Here is a 21,527-nt window from a genome sequence, read left to right on the forward strand (position 1 = left end):
TAACACACTATAGTACTTAAAAAAATATTTAAAAAAGTTACTATAGTATATATAATGAGGAGGTGATAGAAATGAATGTAAAGTTTGCTAGAATGAGGCTCAAATTAACACAAAAAGAATTATGTGAAAAAGTGGGGATTAGTAGGAGTATATTATCACGTATTGAAAATGGCAGAGATGATAAGGTGACTAAAGATTTAATGCTGAAATTAGCTGATGCGTTGCAAAGTAGTGTGGAAAAATTATTTTTTGAAGAGAGCTAAGAAAATGACAACAAGGAGAAGACGATGTGAGAATTGAAGAGTTAATAAGTAGATTAGAAAACATAAAAAGTAATGGGAGAAATTCCTACATAGGTATATGTCCTGCTCATAGGGATAAGGAGCCAAGTTTATCTATAAAAGAGGTAGATGATAGAATACTTGTTCATTGTCATGCAGGATGTGACACACAAAGTATATTAGCAAGTATAGGACTTGAGTTAAAACATCTATTTAAACAAAATAACACCCTTACTCTAACTTGGCAGGATAAAGTAAAGGTGTGGCACCATCAAAAAAAGGGAGAATTACCGTTGCAAGAATTATACCCTTATTATGATGACGATATTCAAAAGATATTGTACTATAAGGCACGTTATCAAGGCAAGGAAATAAGACACTTTAGATTAGATGGTGATAACGTTATATGGAAAGATATCTTTAAAGACATGCAAAAGACATTATACAATAAATCAGCTATAAAAAAGGCAAAAGACATGCAAGAACCTATCTACTATGTAGAAGGTGAAAAGGACGTTCATACAATGGAGGTATTAGGCTTATTAGCTACGACAGCAGGTGGAGCGACAGCTTGGTATAAAAAGTTAGCAAATTACTTTGAGGGCTTAGACGTTATCATTCTTCAAGATAATGATGAAGCAGGTGAGAAGTTAAGTAGGCAAATGATACAAGATTTATGCACGACTGCAAAAAGTGTCAAAGTAGTCATACCAAGTGATAAGCCACATGGAGATGTAACGGACTATATTCAAGAAGGACATACAAAGTACCAACTTCTAGAACTCATAGAGAAAAAGGATCAAGAGGTACTAGAGGAGAAGATACCACTAAAAAATTATAGGTTAGATGATACAGATAATGCTCATACAATGGCACAGCTTTTTGGTGATTCTCTTTGTTATGCCTATGACCTTAATAAGTGGTTTATCTATAACGGAGTGAAATGGCAAGAGGATAGAGTGGATGGAGTAAGATTACTTGCTAATCAAATGATAGATAGAATGCAAGACGACTTTGAGTTACTAACTAAAGATATAGAAGATGATAAAAAACGTAAAAAGCAAGAAAAGCTTTATGCAATACATCTAAAGAGCTGTAGGAGTAATAGAGGGAAGACTTCTATACTCAATGAGACAAAGCATCTTTTACCTACAGTCTCTACCAACTTCAATACAAGACGTGAGCTTTTGAACACACCTGAAGGCACCTATAACGTTCTAGAGAAAACATGTTATCCACACAACCCTCAAGATTATCTGTCGCAATCCACGAGTATTCCTATAGTCGAAGGAGCAAAGGCGCCTACTTGGGAGAAGTTTATAGACGAAATCTTTCTAGGGGATAAGGAGCTCATAAGATATGTACAGAAAGCCATAGGTTATAGTTTGACAGGCTTTACTAAGGAACAATGTATGTTTATAGGATATGGTGATGGAGCTAATGGAAAAGGGGTATTTAAGGATATATTAAGTTATGTGCTTAATGACTACGTGAAATGCCCACAAGCAGAAACTATATCGCAAATAAGGCAAGGATCAGAAGCTAGCCCTGACATTATCAATCTTATGGATGCAAGGTTTGTAGTGTGTGTAGAGAGTAACAAGGGGGTAAGGTTTAATGAAGGCCTTATTAAACAATTAACAGGGGAAGATAAAGTAACAGCTAGAAGACTTTATTGTGAGCCTATTTCTTTCACTCCCCAATTCAAGCTGTGGCTTTTTACCAATCATACACCTGAGGTAGTAGGAACAGATAAAGGGATATGGAGAAGACTAAAGATCATTCCGTTTGCATTAAATTTACCAGAGCATAAGAAGGATAAGCATTTAAAGGATAAGCTTATGAAAGAAGTAGAAGGTATCTTTTGGTGGTGCATTCAAGGAATTGATATGTATTTAGAAGAGGGATTAAAAGAGCCTGATGCTATCCTAGATGCTATTTATGAATTTAAAGAAGAAAGTGATATTCTAGAGCAATTTCTTTGTGATTGTACCATTGGGAAGAAGGGAAATAGAGTACAGGCCAAAGAACTATATGCTAGATATGTAGAGTGGTGTAGGGCTAATAATGAAACCCCTGACAATAGAACAAGGTTTGGACTGGATATGAAGAAAAGACTTAAGAAAGCTCATGATGGTAGAAATATTTATTATGAGGACATTGCACTAATTCTAACAGTGAGCCAATTTATAAAGGCCTAAAGTAAGACTTTCCGACAGTTAAAACGATAGTTTGTAGATAGTAGTTTGTAGTAATACCAAGGTTTGCGATAGTTTCGACAGTTAGAAGTAAAAGTAGGTTAGATAAAATTAAAATAAGAAGTATAAACGTATTTTAAGAAGTAAGAGGAAGTTTAAGGATAAACTATCTAAACTATCGCAGGCTAGAAGTATCAAAGGATGTGGGTGTAGATACTATCGCCTAAACTACTGCAAGAAGCAGGAAATTTATAAAGAAAGAATAAATTAAAAGGAGCAATAAAATGTTTATAGATGTAGATAACAATAAATTAATTAATAAAAATGCAGTTGAAGCAGTAAAAATAGAGGGATTAAGCGTCATTTTTGAGGGTAAAAATGGTAGTGTTTTAGGTAGTGTACAAATGAAAAATGATGATAAATTAGAAGATTATTGTGAGTACTTAAGAGGTGGGTATACAGGTAGAGTGCTTGGGAACATAGAAAGTTATCTAGAGTATATGAAATATGATTTAGATGATATGGCCAAGGAACTTAGTAAAATCAAAGGGTGTATGTAAAACGGAGGTGCCTAGAAATAGGTGCCTTTTAAAATGGAGAAACCAATCCCCCCCTACTAACCCATATATAGATAAGGAGTAATTGTCGGCCACGTGGGCCGGTATGTGAACACAAAACTCCTAAAATGAAATTTTTTAGGTACAGAAATTTTTCAAAATAGAAATTCGTGAAGAGAGGACATAGATTGAGTGAAAGAAAAAGATAAGATTAATATTGCAGAGAACCTTATAAAGGCAATAGAAACAGGTATTGCTGTGAATGATAAAACTCGTACGTTTGTAGCTAATTGGATATGTAGTGGGCCAGAGGAGAAAAGTAGTGATATGCAGGATGTGTGGGACATAGTATTGAAGAACTATTACCCAAAGGAAAGGCCAGTGTTATTTAGGGCTACAGACTATATTAATGATGGGAAGATAGAGAGTTATACAGGAAGGATTGGTGTTGCAGAAGTATTCTTAAGGCAATGTGGAAAAGATGCTAAACTGCTTATATGTGATACAGATGAATCTATAGTGCCTGAGTATATTAGGGGAAAAGGTGATTATAGAGGAACATTCTTTCCGTTAAGCAAGTTGTTAGCGAATGAGATGGAACTGGAAGACTCGTTGTTTGTAAAGAACTTTATGAGAGGCTATATTGGAGAAGATGAATATATTATGAGGACTGAATTAGATCTAATATATGTATTAAGAGAAGATAAATAAAGTATTTTAGAAATAGAGTTATTGATATAGAATGTATTAAAAGACACATATTTGGGGGGGGATATTTTGGAGTTGAAATTCAAGGAAGGAAAATTTGTTTGGATTGAGAATGGACTAAATTATCAAGAAGTTCTTGATGAGTTTCCAAAGGCTAAGATAGTAAGGGTTATGACATTTAATATATCAAAGAATGAGAGAAGTGATCAGTTACTAGATGAAATAAGTAAGTTGCCAGAGGATATAGATATACAGTTTATAACAAATATACCATCACATTTTGATAGATACTATAACTCACCAAGAGGTGATGCTATGAGAAGAAGTTTTAGAGAGAATTGTGAGGTGTATCTAAGAAAACTCAATCCAGATAATTTTCCACCACAGGCTATGACATTCTTCAATTTTAGTAATCATGCTAAAATAGTTGGGACAGAAAATGTTGTTTATATTGGATCAGCAAATTTTTCTAATGAAAGTCAAAATAATATCGAAACAGGGGTTATTATTAGAGACAAAGTTTTTATTAAAAGCTTATATAATGAGTTTTTTGATAGGATAAGTGAGCAATCATTGACATATTTTGATGATGAGTATATGGCGTTACGTGTATTTGTTATGAGTATGTTAACAAAGTTTAGAGTACATTTTATGAACTTTTCTGAGGAGATGTATTGGGAAAATCCATATACCAACAACATAGAATTTGTGCGAAGAGAGACTTGGTTATCTGAAAATCAATTAAATAATCTAAATTATGATCTCTATTTGCTAGAAGACCTTGTAGGAAATATAGAGAATGCATATGAAGAAGAGGATTATGAATATAATGATCAGATGCAAAGAATTTTAGAACTTTATAACTTTTTGGATTTAGCGAGGCTGCAAGAACTTACAGAAGCTGATGGAATACTATATAACTTTATTAAATTTGATATGGAAGCTGTTATCAACTCTTGCTTGGAAGAGTACTATGCGGAGGCATATGATGAGTATCTGGACCATTATGTAGAGGTAGCTACTGATGATGCACGTGAGATAGAAGAAAATATGTTGGATGAGGTAGAAGAAGTAGCTAATGAATTTTATACTGAATTGAAAAAGGTATTGGATTCGCTAGAGGAAATAGCTGATATAGTTAGTTGTATAGGAGAACAAAGAATTAACTCTCAAATAGATAACACATGACAACATAGTTAGATTAAATATTTTTAAGAAGGTATATATTAATAGAAGAAATTGGCTCCAATTGAATAGGATTGGAGCTTTTATGATGTGTAAAAGAAAACAAATGGTTTCATTGACACATTAAAGTGCTTCAAAATAGCCAACAAACATAAGAAAATAATGGAAAAGTGTAAAGGAAATAAAAACAACCATTTTATTGACAGTCTTTATAGTACAAGCTATGATAGTCTTAATAAACAACAAAAGGTGGTAACTTAAAATGGCTACATATGGATATGCAAGATGTTCGACAGATGCAGATAGACAGGATATAAATAGGCAAAAAAGAGAACTTAAAGTATTGGGGTGCATCCAAGAAGAGAATATGTATTGGGAATATGAGAGTGGAACTAAGATTGATAGGGTAGAACTAGGGAAGTTACTAGATAAAGTTACTAGAGGGGATACCATTATAACAACGGAAGTATCTCGTATCACAAGAAGTACTAAACAACTGTGTGAAATTATAGAGATAGTAAAGGAAAAACATTTGAAACTTGTTATTGGGGGTTTTGTAGTAGATTGTACAAAGGGGCAGTTAGATGCTATGACAGACGGAATGCTAAAGATGATGGGTGTATTTGCGGAGATGGAACGAAATATGATAAGTGAACGTGTTAAGAGTGGGATGGCAAATGCAGTAGCAAAAGGTAAAGTTGTTGGGAGACCTAGTACAACAGTTGATAGTTTGCCAAGTAGTTTTATTAAGCATTATCCAAAATATAAGAGTAAACAAATTAACAAAAGTGAGTTAGCTAGATTATGTGATGTTAGTAGGCAGTCAATATATAAGTATATACAAGTATATGAAGGATAGTTTAGAGCTATCTTTTTTTGTCTCAATAACAAAGTAAGACCTAAAGATTTTATAAAAGTATTTAAATAGATCAGTGAAGTGTACAACTAGGTATTACATATAAATACTATAGAGGAAATAAAATAAATAAATGAATAAAAGGTTAATCAATAGGGAATAAATCTATAAAATTATATATATTTAAAATTTTAAAAAATGAGGAGGTGTGCTATAATGCAATATGGGGTGAAATTTATGTCGAACGATAAAAGCATTATTAGTTTTGCTATTATGAGTATAGAATCTAATAATAATAAAGATTACATTGATATGATAATACCATTTGTATTATACATACTAACCGATAAAAAAGCAGATATAGTTTCAATTAATGATACAAAAAGGCGGTTATTAGATGAGTTTGGAATAAAAATACCATCTAATGTTTTAGAAGCATTATTGAAAAGATTGACGACTAATAATTATGGGTATTTGAGAAGAGAAAAAAATTTATTTTTCTATACGGAAAAACAAATAGAAATAGGTAATTTTGAGGAAGAACGAAGTAAGGCGCAACAAAATCAATTAAGAGTGTTGGATGAGCTATATACTTTTTTACAACAAAAAGAAATTGTATTTGAAAAAAGCGAAATAGATAAGAGACTGATAGAATATCTTAGTAAATATGGATATACAGTTATTGAGAATGATAGTGTATTGAGTGTAGATCAAAAGGATATATGGAATTATAGAATTGGTCAATTTATTGAGTATGTATATAATCATAACATCTATGTGTATAACTATATAAAGGATATTGTAAAAGGGGCTATGTTAGTTTCGGCTATACATATGCAAGAGAATACAAGATTAAGAGAGCAGATGAGGTTCAAGGATACCCAAGTATATTTAGATACCCCTCTATTAATGCATATATTAGGGTACTCTGGAGAAGCACTTAAGGAAGCGTGTACTGAGCTAGTAAAACTATTACAAGATATAGGAGCAGAGGTATGTTACTTCGAACATAATGAAGATGAAGTAAAAGGTATATTGGACGCATATATATTGAAATATAAGAGGGGTAGACTAGAACAATCATATAATTATGAATATCTTATAGAGAATAATATTACTGATATACAGGCTACGGCATATAAGATGACAGTGAAATCAGACTTAGCACGATTGAAAATCTATTGTAAGGAAATGCCCGATTACCAAGATTACAATAGAAATATTGATTGGATAAAGTTTGAAGAATACATTTCAGAACGTATTTCTTATAAAAAAGATACCAGAAGGAAGAATGATATTGAGTCAATAGCGGCAGTATATAGATTAAGGGATAGAAATAATTATAAGAGGATTGAAAATTGTAAAGCCATATTTGTAGCGACTAACTCTAATTTAATTTATCATATAAATAAATATTTTAAAGAAATAGAGAAAAGAGAAGATTATCCAGCTAGTATAGATGATACATTACTAACGAGTATAGTATGGTTTAAGTCTACAGCTAGTTCTGCTGACTTACCATCACTTAGGTTAATTGCAGATGCATTAGCTACACAAAGGCCAACTAGACAATTTTGGGAAAAATTTATAGATGTTGTTAGTAAATTAGAGAAAGACAAGCAAATTACAGATATAGAAGCTAGTGAATTACGACTAGATGCATTAAGTAAGAAGCATATATATGAAGTAACAGAAGGAGATAGTTCAAAAATAAACCATGCAAGTTTAGCAGAGGCACTAAAACTAAATGATGTACGTAAACATGGTGAAATATTGAATGAAAAGGAGAGATTAGAAAAAGAATTAGATAGACAATTGAAAGAGAATAATCAAAAACACATTGAACTAATGCAAGAAAAGTTAGTAAGCTATGAAAAGGGATTTAAGTTATGGAAAGGGGTGTACTATTTATCTAAATTATGGTTATTTATAGTGTGTATATTAGGTGTTATACTAGGGGAAGTAGGAAAAATGCTCTTAGGATTAAATATTTTACAAGGATATTTAACATGGATAGTATGTATGCTTGGAGTAATTATTCTTGCATCCATTAAACTTATAGATAAATTGTTGAATAAACGAGTAGATAAAGTAAAAATATATTTAGTTAAGAAGTCTTTTGAAGTTTTTCAAAATACTATTTTAAAGGCAGAACCTAAATATGGAAAAGAGTTATTAGAATATGCAATAAAAGAGTCTAAGTATTTTTCTGATAAAGATTATATAGAGGATATGTATGGTGTTACGAAGAAAAGGTTGTTAGCACTAAATTAAACATACTAAGCATACGTTAATATTGATAACTACTAAAAAATAGTTGTAACATATACTGGAAAATAGATGCATATTTAGTGAGAGTACATTAAGTTGTACTCTTTTTGTTTGTAAAAGTATAGAAGTAAGATTTGCGCACAAATATAATTAATATTAGGGTGTAATCATGACTAAAAATTATACGTGCAAATCATAAAAAGTAAGATGTTTTGAGGAAGAAACTTAGTAATTGACCTGATTGGGGAAAGGATACCAATTTCCTGTTCAATGAGTAATAAGAAATTGTAGTTTTAACAATATATTAGTTTCTTTGTTTAGATATGACTGTTCATTATAACATACCTTGAAAATAGTAGTATTTCTTGCTAAGCTACAGTTATAGAATTTAGCACGCAATTTCTAAGAAAATCTAGTGCTCATCATACAATCTCATTGATTATCAATGCTTTCACGTGCAAATATTACAATTGGCATACGCGCTAGACTAAGGATCTAGTGCCTGTAACGGGCTTGGGGGTTCGAGTCCCCCCAATCGCATACTTAAGGTCTTACAGCAGTTGAGCTGTAAGACCTTTTTTGTATCTGTATGTGATTGAATATTTATAAAATAAAATAAATATATTTGTTAAAAATTATACTAGCTTACAAGAAGTGTAAGCTGTATAATATAGTCAGAAAGAAGACTTTTAAGTCGGTAAATAGAGAAAAATATTCAATAAAACGGTTTCGTTAACAATTAGTTTACAAATAGGTCGAATTATGTTCAAAAATGGCTGTTATTATATAAAACGAACGGACAAGTAATATAAAATATTACTTCGGGAGTAATTTTTTGTTGCTTTTATTCCCCTAAACCCTTGATTAGATAAATGTAAAGATTCCGTATTTGCATCATTTCTAAACTCCCCTAAACATATAATTACACATAAAAGTAACAAGGTTATATCCCGTAAATAGCAAACCCTTACAAAACTCTATTTTAAGGCACCATATTTCCCCAATATGGTGTCTCTTTTTTTATACTCATAAATAGTTAGATTTTTCTAAGTAGCTTGACAGTGAGAGATGCAAGTTATAGCATAAAGTTATAGTGTTATTTAAATAAGGAAGCAGGTGTTGCTTGTTGTTATTAGAGCGCATAGAAAAATGGTATGACCGAGTCGGTAAGAAGCTCATGAAAGCTATTTATATTTTACTTGGAGTGGTTGGAGTATATTTTTTCTTTAAATATATTTTTGAACTAGTTCTTCCCTTTATTATTGCTTGGATCTTAGCAAGTTTATTAAATCCAGTTGTAACATTTTTATCGAAACACTTTAAAATTCCTCGGGGAATTGGAACTTTGGTTTCTATGGTAACAGTACTAAGTGCTGTTTTTGGGATGATTGCTTTCCTTGTTAAGCAGCTATGGGATCAAATTGTAGGTTTTACCATAGCATTTCCGAACTATAAATTAGAAATGATGCTTGTACTAGATGATATTCAAGTTCAATTCCAAGGCATTATGGATAAGTTACCTTTGCCTGAGGCATTCCAATCTCTTGATGATGTAATCAATACAGTTTTAAATAATATCGGTGGTTTCTTAACTGGCCTGGTGGAAGGGACTTATAATGTAGTCATTAAAGTACCTAATGGATTATTTTTTGTTATTGTAGTGCTGATTGCAGTCTTTTTTATGACAAAAGATTATAGGATGATAGGACAATTTGTAAAAGCGCAGATTCCAGAGAAAGTAGTCAGTAAAGCTATTCTAATGAAGGATGGGCTTAAGGCGGCGTTAGGAGGATATGTAAAGACACAGCTTATTCTTATGTGTTTTACCTTTACTATCTGCCTTGTGGGATTATTTGTGTTGCAAAGACAGTATGCACTTCTTGTAGCTATAGGGATTGCTCTTTTTGATGCCTTGCCTATGTTTGGAAGTGGAGCTGTACTTATTCCTTGGGCTATTTTTCATTTGGTTTCAGGGAATATCGTTGTAGCTGTAGGATTATTAGCTATATATGGACTGATTGTGGTTGTAAGGCAGGTACTAGAACCTAAAGTGCTCTCAAGTCAGATAGGAGTATATGCTTTAGTAACACTTATGTCCATGTATATAGGATTTAAGTTAATTGGTGTGATTGGACTTATACTAGGTCCTGTTACAGTGGTGATGTTAAAGACACTTCAAGCTATTGGGCTGATTTCACCATTCAAAAAAGTAGAAGATTTTTATAATAAAGAAGAGATTAAGTAAGGAGGACAACATGAAGACAATACATGTAAACCAGATTGTAGAGATAGTTAGACAGATGTGTATAGATGCCAATTGTAACTTACCAAACGATATGCTAAAGGCTTTAGAACATAGTAGAACTGTAGAGGGGAATGCATTAGGGAAAGAAATTCTTAATGATATTTGTGAGAATGCATACCTTGCAAAGGATGAACAAATTCCAATTTGTCAAGATACAGGTACAGCTGTTGTGTTTGTAAGCTTAGGACAAGATGTTCGTATTGAAGGTGGCCTTTTGACAGATGCTATTAATGAAGGGGTAAGGCAAGGATATAAAGATGGATACCTTAGAAAATCTATAGTAGAAAATCCTCTTTATCGTAAAAATACAGGAGATAATACACCTGCTGTTATTCATTATGATTTAGTAGAAGGAGATTCTCTAGAGATTACGCTTGCACCTAAAGGGGGCGGCAGTGAGAATATGAGTAAAGTTTACATGCTCACACCGTCACAGGGGATTCAAGGTGTAGAAAATGCTGTAATTGAAGCCGTTAAAATTGCAGGGCCTAATGCTTGTCTACCTATGGTAGTAGGGATTGGAATAGGTGGTAACTTTGAAAAGTGTACAGAGCTTGCAAAGAGGGCGCTTGTAAGAGAAGTAGGTTCGTCTAATGAAGATATACGTATGAAAGAGTTAGAGCATTCATTGCTTAAAAAAATCAATGAGTTAGGTATAGGACCACAAGGGTTAGGCGGAGATATTTCAGCTCTTGCGGTACATATTGAAACTTATCCATGTCACATTGCATCTATGCCGCTTGCGATTAATATTGGGTGCCATGTAAATAGACATATAAGTGCTTGTTTATAAGGGGGGGCATAAAGGATGACGAAACATATTCATTTACCAATAACTCAGCAAGAAGCTAGGAATCTAAGGGCAGGAGAGCGTATTTTGCTTACTGGAACTATGTATACAGCAAGGGATGCAGCACATAAACGTTTACTAGAAGAAGCAAAAGAGGGTAAAGCTTTACCTGTGGATTTAAAACATATAGCTATTTACTATGCAGGCCCTGCACCTGCAAAACCTGGGCAAGTTATAGGAAGTTGCGGTCCTACAACAAGTGGGCGTATGGATGCCTATGCGCCATGGATGATGCAACAAGGACAAACTGTTATGATAGGTAAAGGGCTTCGTAATGCTAATGTTATAGAAGCTATGAAAACTTATGGAAGTGTTTATTTAACCGCGATAGGTGGAGCTGGCGCTCTTTTATCCAAGTGTGTAACACAAATGGAATGTGTAGCATATGAGGAATTTGGTGCTGAAGCCATTTATAAATTAGAAGTAAAAGATTTTCCGGCAATTGTAACAATCGACAGCGAGGGACATAATTTATACATCAGAGAAGAAGCTTAAATTAATCATAAGATAAGGGGATAAGATGATGAAAAAAGCTAAAAAAATATTTGCTGTACTAAGTTTGATGAGTGCTGTGTTACTTGGAGGATGTGCGACTAAACCAGTAGAACCGCTAGAAGTAGCGGCTTTAAATGGGCCAACAGGAATTGGGATGGTTCAAATGCTTGAGGAGATGGAAGGTGCAGAAAATCCTAAATATAATATTGCACTTTATCAAAGTCCTGATGAAATCGTAGGTAAGGTTGTGAGTGGTGAATTAGATATTGCATGTGTACCTTCTAATTTAGGGGCTGTTTTATATAACAAGACAGAAGGTGGCATTAAACTTTTAGGTATGAATACATTAGGTGTTTTGTATATAGTCGAAAATGGACAAACTGTACAAAATATAGAGGATTTAAAGGGGAAAACAATTCTTTCAAGTGGTAAAGATAGTACGCCAGAATTTGTATTAAACTACATTTTAAATGAAGCAGGCTTAGTACCTGGTGAAGATGTAACAGTGGAGTTTATGGGCAATCACTCTGATATTGCTTCAAAGCTTATGGCGGAAGAAGGTACTATTGCTCTATTACCTCAGCCATTTGTAACAACAGTGCTTGCTAAGAATGAAAATATCCGCATGGCAATCGATGTTAATGAAGCTTGGAATAACCTTAATCAAATGGATTTGCCAATGGGGATTATCATTGCAAATGCTAATGTTGTCAAAGATAATGCCAAAGGAATAGAAGCTTTCCTTAAAGATTATGAGGCTTCTGTAAAATTTATAGATGAAAATTTAGAGGATGCAGCAGCGCTTGTAGAGAAATTTGGTATTGTGCCCAATGCAGCTCTTGCAAAAGTAGCTATTCCAAAGTGTAATATTGTTTATAGAGATAGCAGTGCTTCTAAAGATTCTTTAAATAAATTCTATGAAATTTTAGAGCAGGCTAATCCAAAAGCTGTAGGAGGCAAGTTGCCAGATGAAGCTTTCTACACACTGCAATAAAAAAATAATAACGAAATGCTGGGTCATTTTCTTTTGGATTATGACCTGGCAAGTTGTACATTACATAGTAGGGAAGGACATTTTAGTGCCTTCCTTTTATGCTACTATGGGGAAGGTTTTTGAGCTTTTGGGGCAAGCAAACTTTTATTATGATATAGGTATGACCTTTTATAGAGTTTTTATGGGAGTAGTCATCTCTTTTGTTTTAGGAAGTTTGAGTGCACTGATGGCTTATTTTTTACCTATTATAAAGGAACTTTTTACACCTTTTGTAACTACTTTGAAAAGTACGCCTGTAATGGCAGTAATTATATTGGCACTTTTATGGTTTACCAAAAATAATGTGCCTATCTTTGTTTGCTTTTTAATGTGCTACCCTGTTGTTTATACGAATATTTTAAAGGGCCTTCAAGAGGTAAATAAGGATCTACTTGAAATGGCATATATCTTTAAGGTAAAGCAAAGATATATTTTAAAAGATCTTTACTTGCCGCAAGTTAGGCCTTATATAGAGTCTGCCTTGGGTATGATTATAGGTTTGTCTTGGAAGGTAGTCATCGCTGCAGAAGTATTAGCAGTACCCAAGTATTCTATGGGATATAATCTTTTGAGTGCTAAGTCTTATTTGGAGACGGAAACTTTATTTGCTTGGGTGGTTATCATTGTAATACTAAGTAGTTTGTGCGAGATGCTAGTAGCAAAACTTATAAGAAGGGGAGGGAATAAAATATGATAGAAATTAAAAATCTCTCCAAAATATATAAAGGTGAATTTTTGTATAGAAACTTTAATTGTGCTTTTGAAGAAAGCAAGGTGAATGTCATTCTTGGTAGTTCTGGTAGTGGTAAAACTACTTTGTTTCGGATGATGCTGGGGCTAGAAAAATATGAAGCAGGTCAAATTTTAGGGTTTAGTCATAAAAAAATAGCTGTAGTATTTCAAGAAGATCGTCTTGTGGAATGGATGAATGTATATGAAAATGTTGCTTTTGTTTTAAAATCATCTGTAGAAAAGCAAGAAATGGATAAGCTAATTAATAAAGCATTGGAACTTGTGGAATTAATAGATTATGTGAATTATTCTGTTAAAGATTTAAGTGGTGGGATGCAAAGGCGTGTGGTATTAGCTCGAGCTATTGTATGTAGGGATAGTATTCTTTTTATGGATGAGCCTTTTAAAGGATTAGATGATGAACTTAGATTGCGCATTATAACAAGGCTTAAGGTACATTGGAGGGAGAATAGGACAACGGTATTTCTTATTACGCATAACCAACAAGAGGGGATGTTATTAGGTGATATTATCTACAAGCTTGCCGAAAAGCCTGTAAAATTTTACAAAATTTAAATATTATACAGATGAATGAAATCTCTTTAAGAGTATGATAAAATAGCATAATCATAAAGAAAAGGAAGACGAAAAAATGACTCGATTAAATGAACCTTATATACTTGTATTTGGGATGTCCATTTGTGATATTTTTGGATTCACCCATTCAAACTATAGAGCTTACGACTCCAATCCTGGCTCAGTAAAGATGTCTTATGGTGGAGTGTGCCGAAATATTGCTGAAAATATGGCTAGAGTAGGTGTAAATACAAAATTTATTTCTGTTCTAGGTGATGACGAAAGAGGCAAAGGCCTTAGAGAACATGCAAATAAACAAAATTTTGATATGAGTGATTCATTAATTGTAGAGGGTGCATCTACACCAACTTATATCGCGATTTTAGATGATAATGGTGAGATGGTTTCGGCTGTGGTAGATATTAGTATTGCGGATTTATTCACAGAGGAATTTGTAGATTCTAAAGCGGAGCTTATTAAAAATGCAGAGTATGTTATCTTAGATGCGGATAATCCAAAAATTGCAGAGTACATTGTAAAGAATTTTGCACAGTATACTAATATTATTTTAGACCCTGTATCTGCTGCAAAAGCGGAAACAGTAAAACACCTTATTCCACATCTTCATACATTTAAGCCAAATCGTTATGAGGCAGAAATCTTATGTGGATTCCCACTTGATAATGAAGAATCTATAAGAGAAGCAGGAAGATACTTTATTGCACAAGGGCTTAAAAAGGTTTTTATTAGCCTTGATAGTGATGGGATTTATTATTTTGATGGTGAAAAAGAAGGTACTGTTAGAGTAATTAATCCAAAGGTTGTTAATGTAACAGGTGCTGGAGATGCCTTTGTTGCAGGAATTGGTTATGGATATATGAATGGCAAGAGTATGAAAGATACTGTTAAATTTGCTAATACTATGTCTGTCTTAACAATTGCACATGAAGAAACAATTGCCCCGGAAATGAGTGAGGAAGCTGTACTTCATCATAGAGAGCAGCTTGTATGGGTAGAAAAAAGCTATTAGAAAGGATCAATAGATGCTAGAAAAGTTAAAGGCTTATAAAAAGTATTTTTTGGTAGGGCTTACATCGGTTGTCGTAGGAAGTATTTTGATTGTCATTTTTAAGACAGTAGATAATGCACCTAATTTAATCATGACAATTTGGGAAGCTATTAAGAATTTCTTTGGTGTTATTTCTCCGGTTATAAATGCTTTTATAGCTGCATACTTACTGTATTATCCTGTTGTATATATTGAGAATTGGATAAATAAAGGACTTGATAAACTTGTACCTAAAAGAGATAGAGAAAAACGTAAAGCGAGTATTAGACTTATAAGTGTAACGCTTATTTTTCTAGCTGTAATAGGACTTATTGCAATGATTATTAACTTTATCATTCCACCATTATTTGACAACATTAAAATTCTAATTCATTCTATTCCTAAGTATGAAGCACAGTTTAATATATGGATGAAAGAAATAGGCAAAGTTTTAAATACTTTAAATATAGATATAACCAATATTAATATCTTTAATTATGTTAAAGACTTCCTTATTAATGGAGGACAGTTGCTGATTAATAGCCTGGGTGGATTAATTTCTTCTTTCAGTTCTTTTGTAATAGATTTAGTTGTATCAGTGATTTTAACGTTCTATTTCCTTAAAGATAAGGAAAAACTTTTTGCCATGATTAGTAAATTTGGAACTATTGTATGTACACCAAAGGTAAAAGATAATATAATTGATTTTGTCAAAACGTTAGATGATGTGGTTGGAAAGTATTTATTGGGTACAATACTGGATTCCTTTATTGTAGGGGTTGTATCGGTACTACTTATGATACTTATTAAACATCCATTTGCTATTTTAATAGGAGTTGCAGCAGGTTTTACAAATGTTATTCCGTATGTAGGACCTATTGTAGGTTCGGGACTTGCGTTTGTACTCGGAGCTTTTACAAGTTTAGGATTAGGTATAACAGGAGCTGTACTTCTTTTACTTTATCAACAAATTGATGGTAATATTGTTCAACCTAAAATAGTAGGGGACAAGGTAGGACTTCTACCAGTGTGGATCTTAATAGCTGTTCTAATTGGAGGGAGTTATTTTGGAGGTATAGGAATGATAGCTTCCGTACCAACGGCTGCACTGATAGGTGTCTATATAGATCGTTTATATAAATGCAAAATAGGTAAAAAGTAAACAAGACAGTACTGCATAGCAGTAGGGGCGAGATATTTTAGTGGTTTAAAATATCTCGCCCCTAACTGTGCGGGTTGAAGCTGTTTTTGTATATATAATAATGAATGCTGACATCATGAAAACAAAAGTGGACGGCATGAATGAGGAGAGACAAAATGAAAAAAGAATCAATAGGGCAAAAGATTTATCGCAATTTGATGGATGGCATCACACATATGCTTCCGTTTGTAATTGGCGGGGGACTTCTTATTGCATTAGCATTTTTATTTGATGACTATGCAATAGATCCGTCTAACTTTGGTTCAAATACACCGTTATCTGCTTTTCTTAAGCAAATCGGGGATTTAACCTTTGGATTTATGCTACCTGTTTTTGCAGCTTACATTGCAGTAAGTATAGCAGGTCAACCAGGTATGGTAGTTGGTTTTATTGGCGGAGTATTGGCTCAGCAAAGTGGGGCAGGATTCCTTGGAGCTTTACTTGCTGGTTTCATAGCAGGATACATAGTAGTTTTACTTGAAAAAGTGCTTTGCTTTATTCCTAAGTCTTTAGAGGGCTTAAAACCTATGTTGCTTTATCCTTTATTAGGACTTATATTAGTAGGTGCAGTTATGATGTTTGTAGTTAACCCGCCTGTTACAATGCTTAATACTATGATTACTGAAACTTTAACGGGTATGGGAGCGTCAAGTCAGATTTTACTTGGAATCGTACTAGCAGCTATGATGGCAGTAGATATGGGAGGACCTTTAAATAAAGGGGCTTACATGTTTGCGGTTATCTGTTTTGATGCAGGTAACTATGCGGCTATGGCAGCGGTTATTATTGGTGGTATGGTGCCAGCTACAAGTATCGCGCTTGCAACTACATTATTCAAAAATAAATTTACTAAAAAAGATAGAGAAGCAGGGCTTACAAACTATATATTAGGTCTTTCATTTATTACAGAAGGAGCTATTTCTTTTGCGGCAGCAGATCCGTTTCGTGTATTACCTTCAGTAACACTGGGGTCAGCAGTAGCAGGGGGACTTGCTATGTTCTTTGGATGTGCATCCAGAGCACCACATGGTGGTATTTTTATCCTTCCGGTTATTGAAAATCCTATAGGGTTTGTGATTGCTTTTTTAAGTGGTGTGGTGGTTGCAGCACTTATGATAGGATTCCTTAAAAAACCTGTAGTAGAGGAAGAAGTACAATAGATAAGAAATTTAAGATCAAGAAGTTAAAGGAATAAAAAGTAAGAAAGAAATTAGAGTAGAGGGGGGTTAGAAATGGGTAAATTACAAAAAGCGATTTTTGCAGGTGGATGTTTTTGGTGTATGATTAAGCCTTTTGATAAGTATGAAGGTGTAAAAAGTGTATTATCAGGTTATACGGGAGGATATGTAGAAAATCCTACTTATGAGCAAATTAAAACTCAGACTACAGGACATAGAGAAGCAGTAGAAATTACTTTTGATGAAGACAAGATAAGTTTTGAAATGCTAGTAGATATTTTCTTTAAGGTTATCGATCCGACAGATGAGGCAGGACAGTTTATTGATAGAGGTGAAAGTTATACAACAGCAGTATTCTATCAAGACGAAAACCAAAGAGACATTGTAGAGGGCTACATTAGGGATCTAGATGCTAGTGGTAAGTTTAGCAAACCTGTTGTCACAAAAGTACTACCTGCTATGCCTTTCTATTTAGCAGAAGAATATCATCAGGATTATTATAAAAAGAATCCTGATGCTTATCAAAAAGAATATATAGAATCTGGACGAGCTGATTTTATTAAACAAACTTGGACAGATTAAAATCTAAGAGCTTCGGCTCTTATTTTTTTATTCATAAATAAATAAAACAATATTGCGTAATTATATTGACAACGAAACAATGTTTCTTTAATATTATTTTAGAATTCAAACAATTGAATCATATGAAGGGGGAGGATTAAATGAAAGAACTTTTACTTAATAAAAAGAAGCAGTTTGCAATTTATATCATTGCCTGTTTCTTACCAGTAGTAGATAGCCTTATACGTATGGGGCTATTTGGAATGATGTTTGAGGTTCTAGATAAAAAAGATATTATACTTTTTAGATGGATTGTCATCTTGGCTATAGGGGCATCTGTTTTAGCAGGTGGGTTACACATTGCAAGTAGATTAATGCGTATTGGATTTATGAGGGATATTTTATTAGAAGTAAGAAAAAGAGCTTTTGATAAAATCCTTAGCATTTCATATAAAGATTTCAGTAAGCAGTCTAAAGAAGTCTATATGTCACATCTTATTAATGATGTAAATACTTTTGAGAATAACTTCTTTTTAAACTTGCTTAATGTCATTTATATGGGTGGACTTTATAGTGTATGCCTGATTATTCTTTATGTAGTAGACTTTAAACTGGGAATTGTTATGACAGGGATTTCTATAGGAATGTTTTTCTTTGCAAGGCTCTTTTCTAATAAGACAGAAAGCTTGCAGGAACAAGTCTCTGAGCAAAACGAACATTTTACAGTAGATGTAGCGAATACTTTTAATGGATTAGAGATTTTAAAGCTTAATAATATAGAAGATAAGTTCTTAGATAAGAGTTTAGAAGCTATTAATAAAGTTGAAAAGAGAAAAGTTGCTTTTAATATTTACAGTGAACAGCAACGTAGTTTAATGATGTTTGCAAGTTACATTATATTAGTAGGTGTTGTTGTTTATGTAGGTATTAAGATGGCTAATGGAGGGAACTTAGGGATACAAATGATAACCGTACAGCTTTGTAGCAGTTTGATATTCCCTCTTGTAGAGATACTACCACGTTTTAATGTAATTAAGTCTTCTAAGCGTATCTTTGATAAGATTACACAGAAGGAAGGCTGCTCTGTAAATGAAAATAAAGAAGGGTTAACATTTGACTTTAATCAGGTTATAGAAGTAAAGGATTTAAGCTTTAGTTATGAGGCAGGCAAAATTTTAGAGGAGGCACAGTTTACCATAGAAGCGGGTAAGAAGTATCTCATTAAAGGGGTAAGTGGTGCGGGCAAATCTACTTTGATGAAGCTATTATCTATGATTTATGATGACTATGAGGGAAGTATTGTGGTAGATGGAAAAGATTATAAGGCTATAGGGGAAAGTGATTTTAACAATCAGGTAGCCTTTGTATACCAAGATGTATTTCTCTTTGAAGATACTATTCATAACAATATTAGCCTTTATAAAGATATATCTACCCAGAAGGTATTAGAAGCAGCCCATAAAGCGGGGCTTGATGACTTACTTGAAGGGAAGGATGGTCTTGAAACCATGCTTTTAGAAAATGGTAAGAATCTTTCAGGTGGACAAAGACAAAGAATTTCTATAGCAAGGGCCTTAGCGAAAAATGCAAAAATTCTTTTTGTAGATGAAGGAACTTCAGCTCTCAATGAAGAGATGGGGAGAAAAATTGAGCAGGAACTTCTTGGTTTAGATTGTACTGTAGTAGCCATTAGCCATCGCTACTATGAAGGGATAACACAAGAGTATGACTATGTATTAGAGCTTAAGAATCGAAAAGTTCATACGTACAGTGCAAAAGACTACTTTGGGGAGGTGGTTGTATGTTAAAGCAATTGTTTAAGGCACTGCCTATATTATGTATAGCACTAGTGAGTGCAGGAGTACTTGCCATAGTAGACTCTTATACTTTTATTAAAATGAAAGAGCTTATGGATATTGCGTTAAGTGGTGATATGACCCATTTTAAAGAAACAGCTGGCGTGTTGATTTTGATGGCTGTATGTCTTGTACCTTTATGTATTTTAACAGCAGTTACAAGAGCTTTATATAAGAGACGGGCGAACCTTAATATGAAGCGCTACTATGTAAAAGGTGTTTTCGGTAAAAATATTAGTGAATTTCATAAAGAGAATAACGCTAAATATATTTCTAGCTTAACAAATGACTTTAACCTGTTAGAGGTCAATCTAACGGATAGTATCTATGAAATTGGAGTATGTCTACTTAACTTTTTTGCAGGTATTTGGATGATTGCTACAGTTACACCTTGGGTGATTTTATTAGCATTAGGTGTTATGTGTTTAAGTATTATTTTCTCTATGGCGACTTCTAAACCTGTTTCTGGGCATATGAAGGAGCGCAGTAATTTATTCGAGGGTTATACTTCTTATACTAAAGAAGTGTTATCAGCTTTTCATATTATTAAGAGTAACAACTTACGTGAACGTGTACAAAATAGTTTTAATGAAAAGAGCGAAGAGGTTCAGCAAAAAGGATATGTTATAGATAAGATTCTTTCTTACATCCAAGCTTCAGAAAATGCTTTAATGAACTTAATGATGTATACAGTATGTGCCGTATGCGGATTTATGGCTATTAAAGGAACCATTACTATAGGTGGTGTATTCCTTGTCGTGCAAGGATTTCAAAAGGTTATGTGGCCTGTTATGAATATGACTGAGCAGTTGCCAAAGATTTTTACAGTTAAAGACTTAATGAAAAAGATTGAAGAAACCCTTAAAAATGAAGATAACTATAAAGAGACTGTAGCCTTTAAGGATTTTAAAGAAGGTATCATCCTTGAAAATGTAGACTTTGGTTATGAGGAGTCTGATAAGATACTTGAGAATGTACAGCTAGAACTTAAAAAAGGTGGGAAATATCTCATTGTAGGGCCAAGTGGAGGTGGGAAGTCTACACTACTTAAACTTCTTAGAAAGTACTTTAACCCTACAAAGGGTGAAATTCTAATTGATGGGCATAGCCTAAAGGATATTAAAAAACAAGACTTCTTTTCACAGGTAGCCAATGTAGAACAACAGGTATTCATCTTTGAAGATACCTTGAGAAATAACATTACCCTTTATAAGGATTATAGTGAAGAAGAGATTGAGGAGGCCCTTAAGAAGGCGGGGCTTACAGACTTTGTAGCAAGTTTGCCTGATGGATTAGATACTATGATTTATGATAATGGTAAGAACATATCAGGAGGGGAAAGAAGCAGAGTGGTTATTGCAAGAGGGCTTCTAGCACATGCAAGTATTATCTTCCTAGATGAAGCCTTTGCAGCACTTGATATGGAAAGGGCAAAGGAAATAGAAGAAAGTATACTAGCCTTAGAAGGCGTAACAGTTATTAATGTAAGTCATGTACTTTTTAAAGATACGAAGCATCGCTATGATAAGGTGCTTAAAGTCAATCATCAACAAGTAGTGAGTATGTAGAAATATGAACTACCTAGGAGATTAGTTGTTTTAGTAAATGATATAGCACCTCTAAGCGTTAAGAGGTG

19 protein-coding genes are annotated in these 21,527 nt (G+C 33.5%); all 19 read left to right on the forward strand.

The genetic code is table 11. From position 1 onward, the window contains the following. Positions 1–71 precede the first annotated feature (71 nt). The 19 genes from ACLTBU_RS12235 (at position 72) to ACLTBU_RS12325 (ending at position 21,459) form a co-directional block, all read left to right on the forward strand. Positions 72–263, forward strand: coding sequence for a helix-turn-helix transcriptional regulator (locus tag ACLTBU_RS12235; RefSeq protein ID WP_412219118.1), 192 nt, complete (start codon positions 72–74; stop codon positions 261–263). Positions 264–289: 26 nt separating this feature from the next. After that, positions 290–2,482, forward strand: a complete 2,193-nt coding sequence (locus tag ACLTBU_RS12240; RefSeq protein ID WP_412219120.1) for a phage/plasmid primase, P4 family — start codon at positions 290–292, stop codon at positions 2,480–2,482. Between the two features lie 281 nt (positions 2,483–2,763). Beyond that, positions 2,764–3,039, forward strand: a complete 276-nt coding sequence (locus ACLTBU_RS12245; protein ID WP_412219122.1) for a hypothetical protein — start codon at positions 2,764–2,766, stop codon at positions 3,037–3,039. A 189-nt stretch (positions 3,040–3,228) separates the two neighbouring features. Then, positions 3,229–3,747: a hypothetical protein gene (locus tag ACLTBU_RS12250; RefSeq protein WP_412219124.1), complete on the forward strand. Its 519-nt coding sequence runs from the start codon at positions 3,229–3,231 to the stop codon at positions 3,745–3,747. Between the two features lie 66 nt (positions 3,748–3,813). Then, the gene (locus ACLTBU_RS12255) at positions 3,814–4,932 is read left to right on the forward strand and encodes a phospholipase D-like domain-containing protein (RefSeq protein ID WP_412219125.1); all 1,119 of its coding nucleotides are present in this window, start codon (positions 3,814–3,816) and stop codon (positions 4,930–4,932) included. A 259-nt stretch (positions 4,933–5,191) separates the two neighbouring features. Further along, positions 5,192–5,788: a recombinase family protein gene (locus ACLTBU_RS12260; protein ID WP_412219126.1), complete on the forward strand. Its 597-nt coding sequence runs from the start codon at positions 5,192–5,194 to the stop codon at positions 5,786–5,788. 213 nt (positions 5,789–6,001) lie between these two features. After that, a complete protein-coding gene (locus ACLTBU_RS12265; protein WP_412219128.1) occupies positions 6,002–8,059 on the forward strand; it encodes a hypothetical protein in 2,058 nt (685 codons plus the stop codon). A 1,120-nt stretch (positions 8,060–9,179) separates the two neighbouring features. Then, on the forward strand, positions 9,180–10,301 hold the full coding sequence (gene ytvI / locus ACLTBU_RS12270) for a sporulation integral membrane protein YtvI (RefSeq protein ID WP_249332780.1): 1,122 nt from the start codon (positions 9,180–9,182) through the stop codon (positions 10,299–10,301). Positions 10,302–10,311: 10 nt separating this feature from the next. Then, a complete protein-coding gene (locus ACLTBU_RS12275) occupies positions 10,312–11,154 on the forward strand; it encodes a fumarate hydratase (RefSeq protein WP_249332779.1) in 843 nt (280 codons plus the stop codon). 15 nt (positions 11,155–11,169) lie between these two features. Further along, the gene (locus ACLTBU_RS12280; RefSeq protein WP_177671725.1) at positions 11,170–11,706 is read left to right on the forward strand and encodes a Fe-S-containing hydro-lyase; all 537 of its coding nucleotides are present in this window, start codon (positions 11,170–11,172) and stop codon (positions 11,704–11,706) included. A 28-nt stretch (positions 11,707–11,734) separates the two neighbouring features. Further along, entirely contained in the window at positions 11,735–12,700 is a 966-nt protein-coding gene (locus ACLTBU_RS12285; RefSeq protein ID WP_249332778.1) for an ABC transporter substrate-binding protein, read from the forward strand. Next, positions 12,675–13,433 carry an ABC transporter permease gene (locus ACLTBU_RS12290; RefSeq protein WP_412219133.1) on the forward strand — a complete coding sequence of 253 codons (759 nt, stop codon included), beginning with the start codon at positions 12,675–12,677 and terminating at the stop codon, positions 13,431–13,433. The genes ACLTBU_RS12285 and ACLTBU_RS12290 overlap by 26 nt, the downstream gene beginning before the upstream one ends. Further along, positions 13,430–14,047 carry an ATP-binding cassette domain-containing protein gene (locus tag ACLTBU_RS12295; protein WP_412219136.1) on the forward strand — a complete coding sequence of 206 codons (618 nt, stop codon included), beginning with the start codon at positions 13,430–13,432 and terminating at the stop codon, positions 14,045–14,047. The genes ACLTBU_RS12290 and ACLTBU_RS12295 overlap by 4 nt, the downstream gene beginning before the upstream one ends. Before the next feature lie 76 nt (positions 14,048–14,123). Then, entirely contained in the window at positions 14,124–15,077 is a 954-nt protein-coding gene (locus tag ACLTBU_RS12300; protein ID WP_249332775.1) for a carbohydrate kinase family protein, read from the forward strand. 13 nt (positions 15,078–15,090) lie between these two features. Next, a complete protein-coding gene (locus ACLTBU_RS12305; protein ID WP_177671730.1) occupies positions 15,091–16,257 on the forward strand; it encodes an AI-2E family transporter in 1,167 nt (388 codons plus the stop codon). A 155-nt stretch (positions 16,258–16,412) separates the two neighbouring features. Beyond that, positions 16,413–17,456, forward strand: coding sequence for a PTS fructose transporter subunit IIC (locus ACLTBU_RS12310; RefSeq protein ID WP_320649677.1), 1,044 nt, complete (start codon positions 16,413–16,415; stop codon positions 17,454–17,456). A gap of 72 nt (positions 17,457–17,528) precedes the next feature. Continuing rightward, on the forward strand, positions 17,529–18,056 hold the full coding sequence (gene msrA / locus ACLTBU_RS12315; RefSeq protein ID WP_177671732.1) for a peptide-methionine (S)-S-oxide reductase MsrA: 528 nt from the start codon (positions 17,529–17,531) through the stop codon (positions 18,054–18,056). Positions 18,057–18,196: 140 nt separating this feature from the next. Then, positions 18,197–19,843: an ABC transporter ATP-binding protein gene (locus ACLTBU_RS12320; RefSeq protein WP_412219138.1), complete on the forward strand. Its 1,647-nt coding sequence runs from the start codon at positions 18,197–18,199 to the stop codon at positions 19,841–19,843. Beyond that, positions 19,837–21,459, forward strand: coding sequence for an ABC transporter ATP-binding protein (locus ACLTBU_RS12325; protein WP_320649675.1), 1,623 nt, complete (start codon positions 19,837–19,839; stop codon positions 21,457–21,459). Before ACLTBU_RS12320 ends, ACLTBU_RS12325 begins: the two co-directional genes overlap by 7 nt. Positions 21,460–21,527 lie beyond the last annotated feature (68 nt).

This window comes from Zhenhengia sp. (assembly GCF_046966505.1).
GTDB classification, from domain to species: domain Bacteria; phylum Bacillota; class Clostridia; order Lachnospirales; family Cellulosilyticaceae; genus Zhenhengia; species Zhenhengia yiwuensis.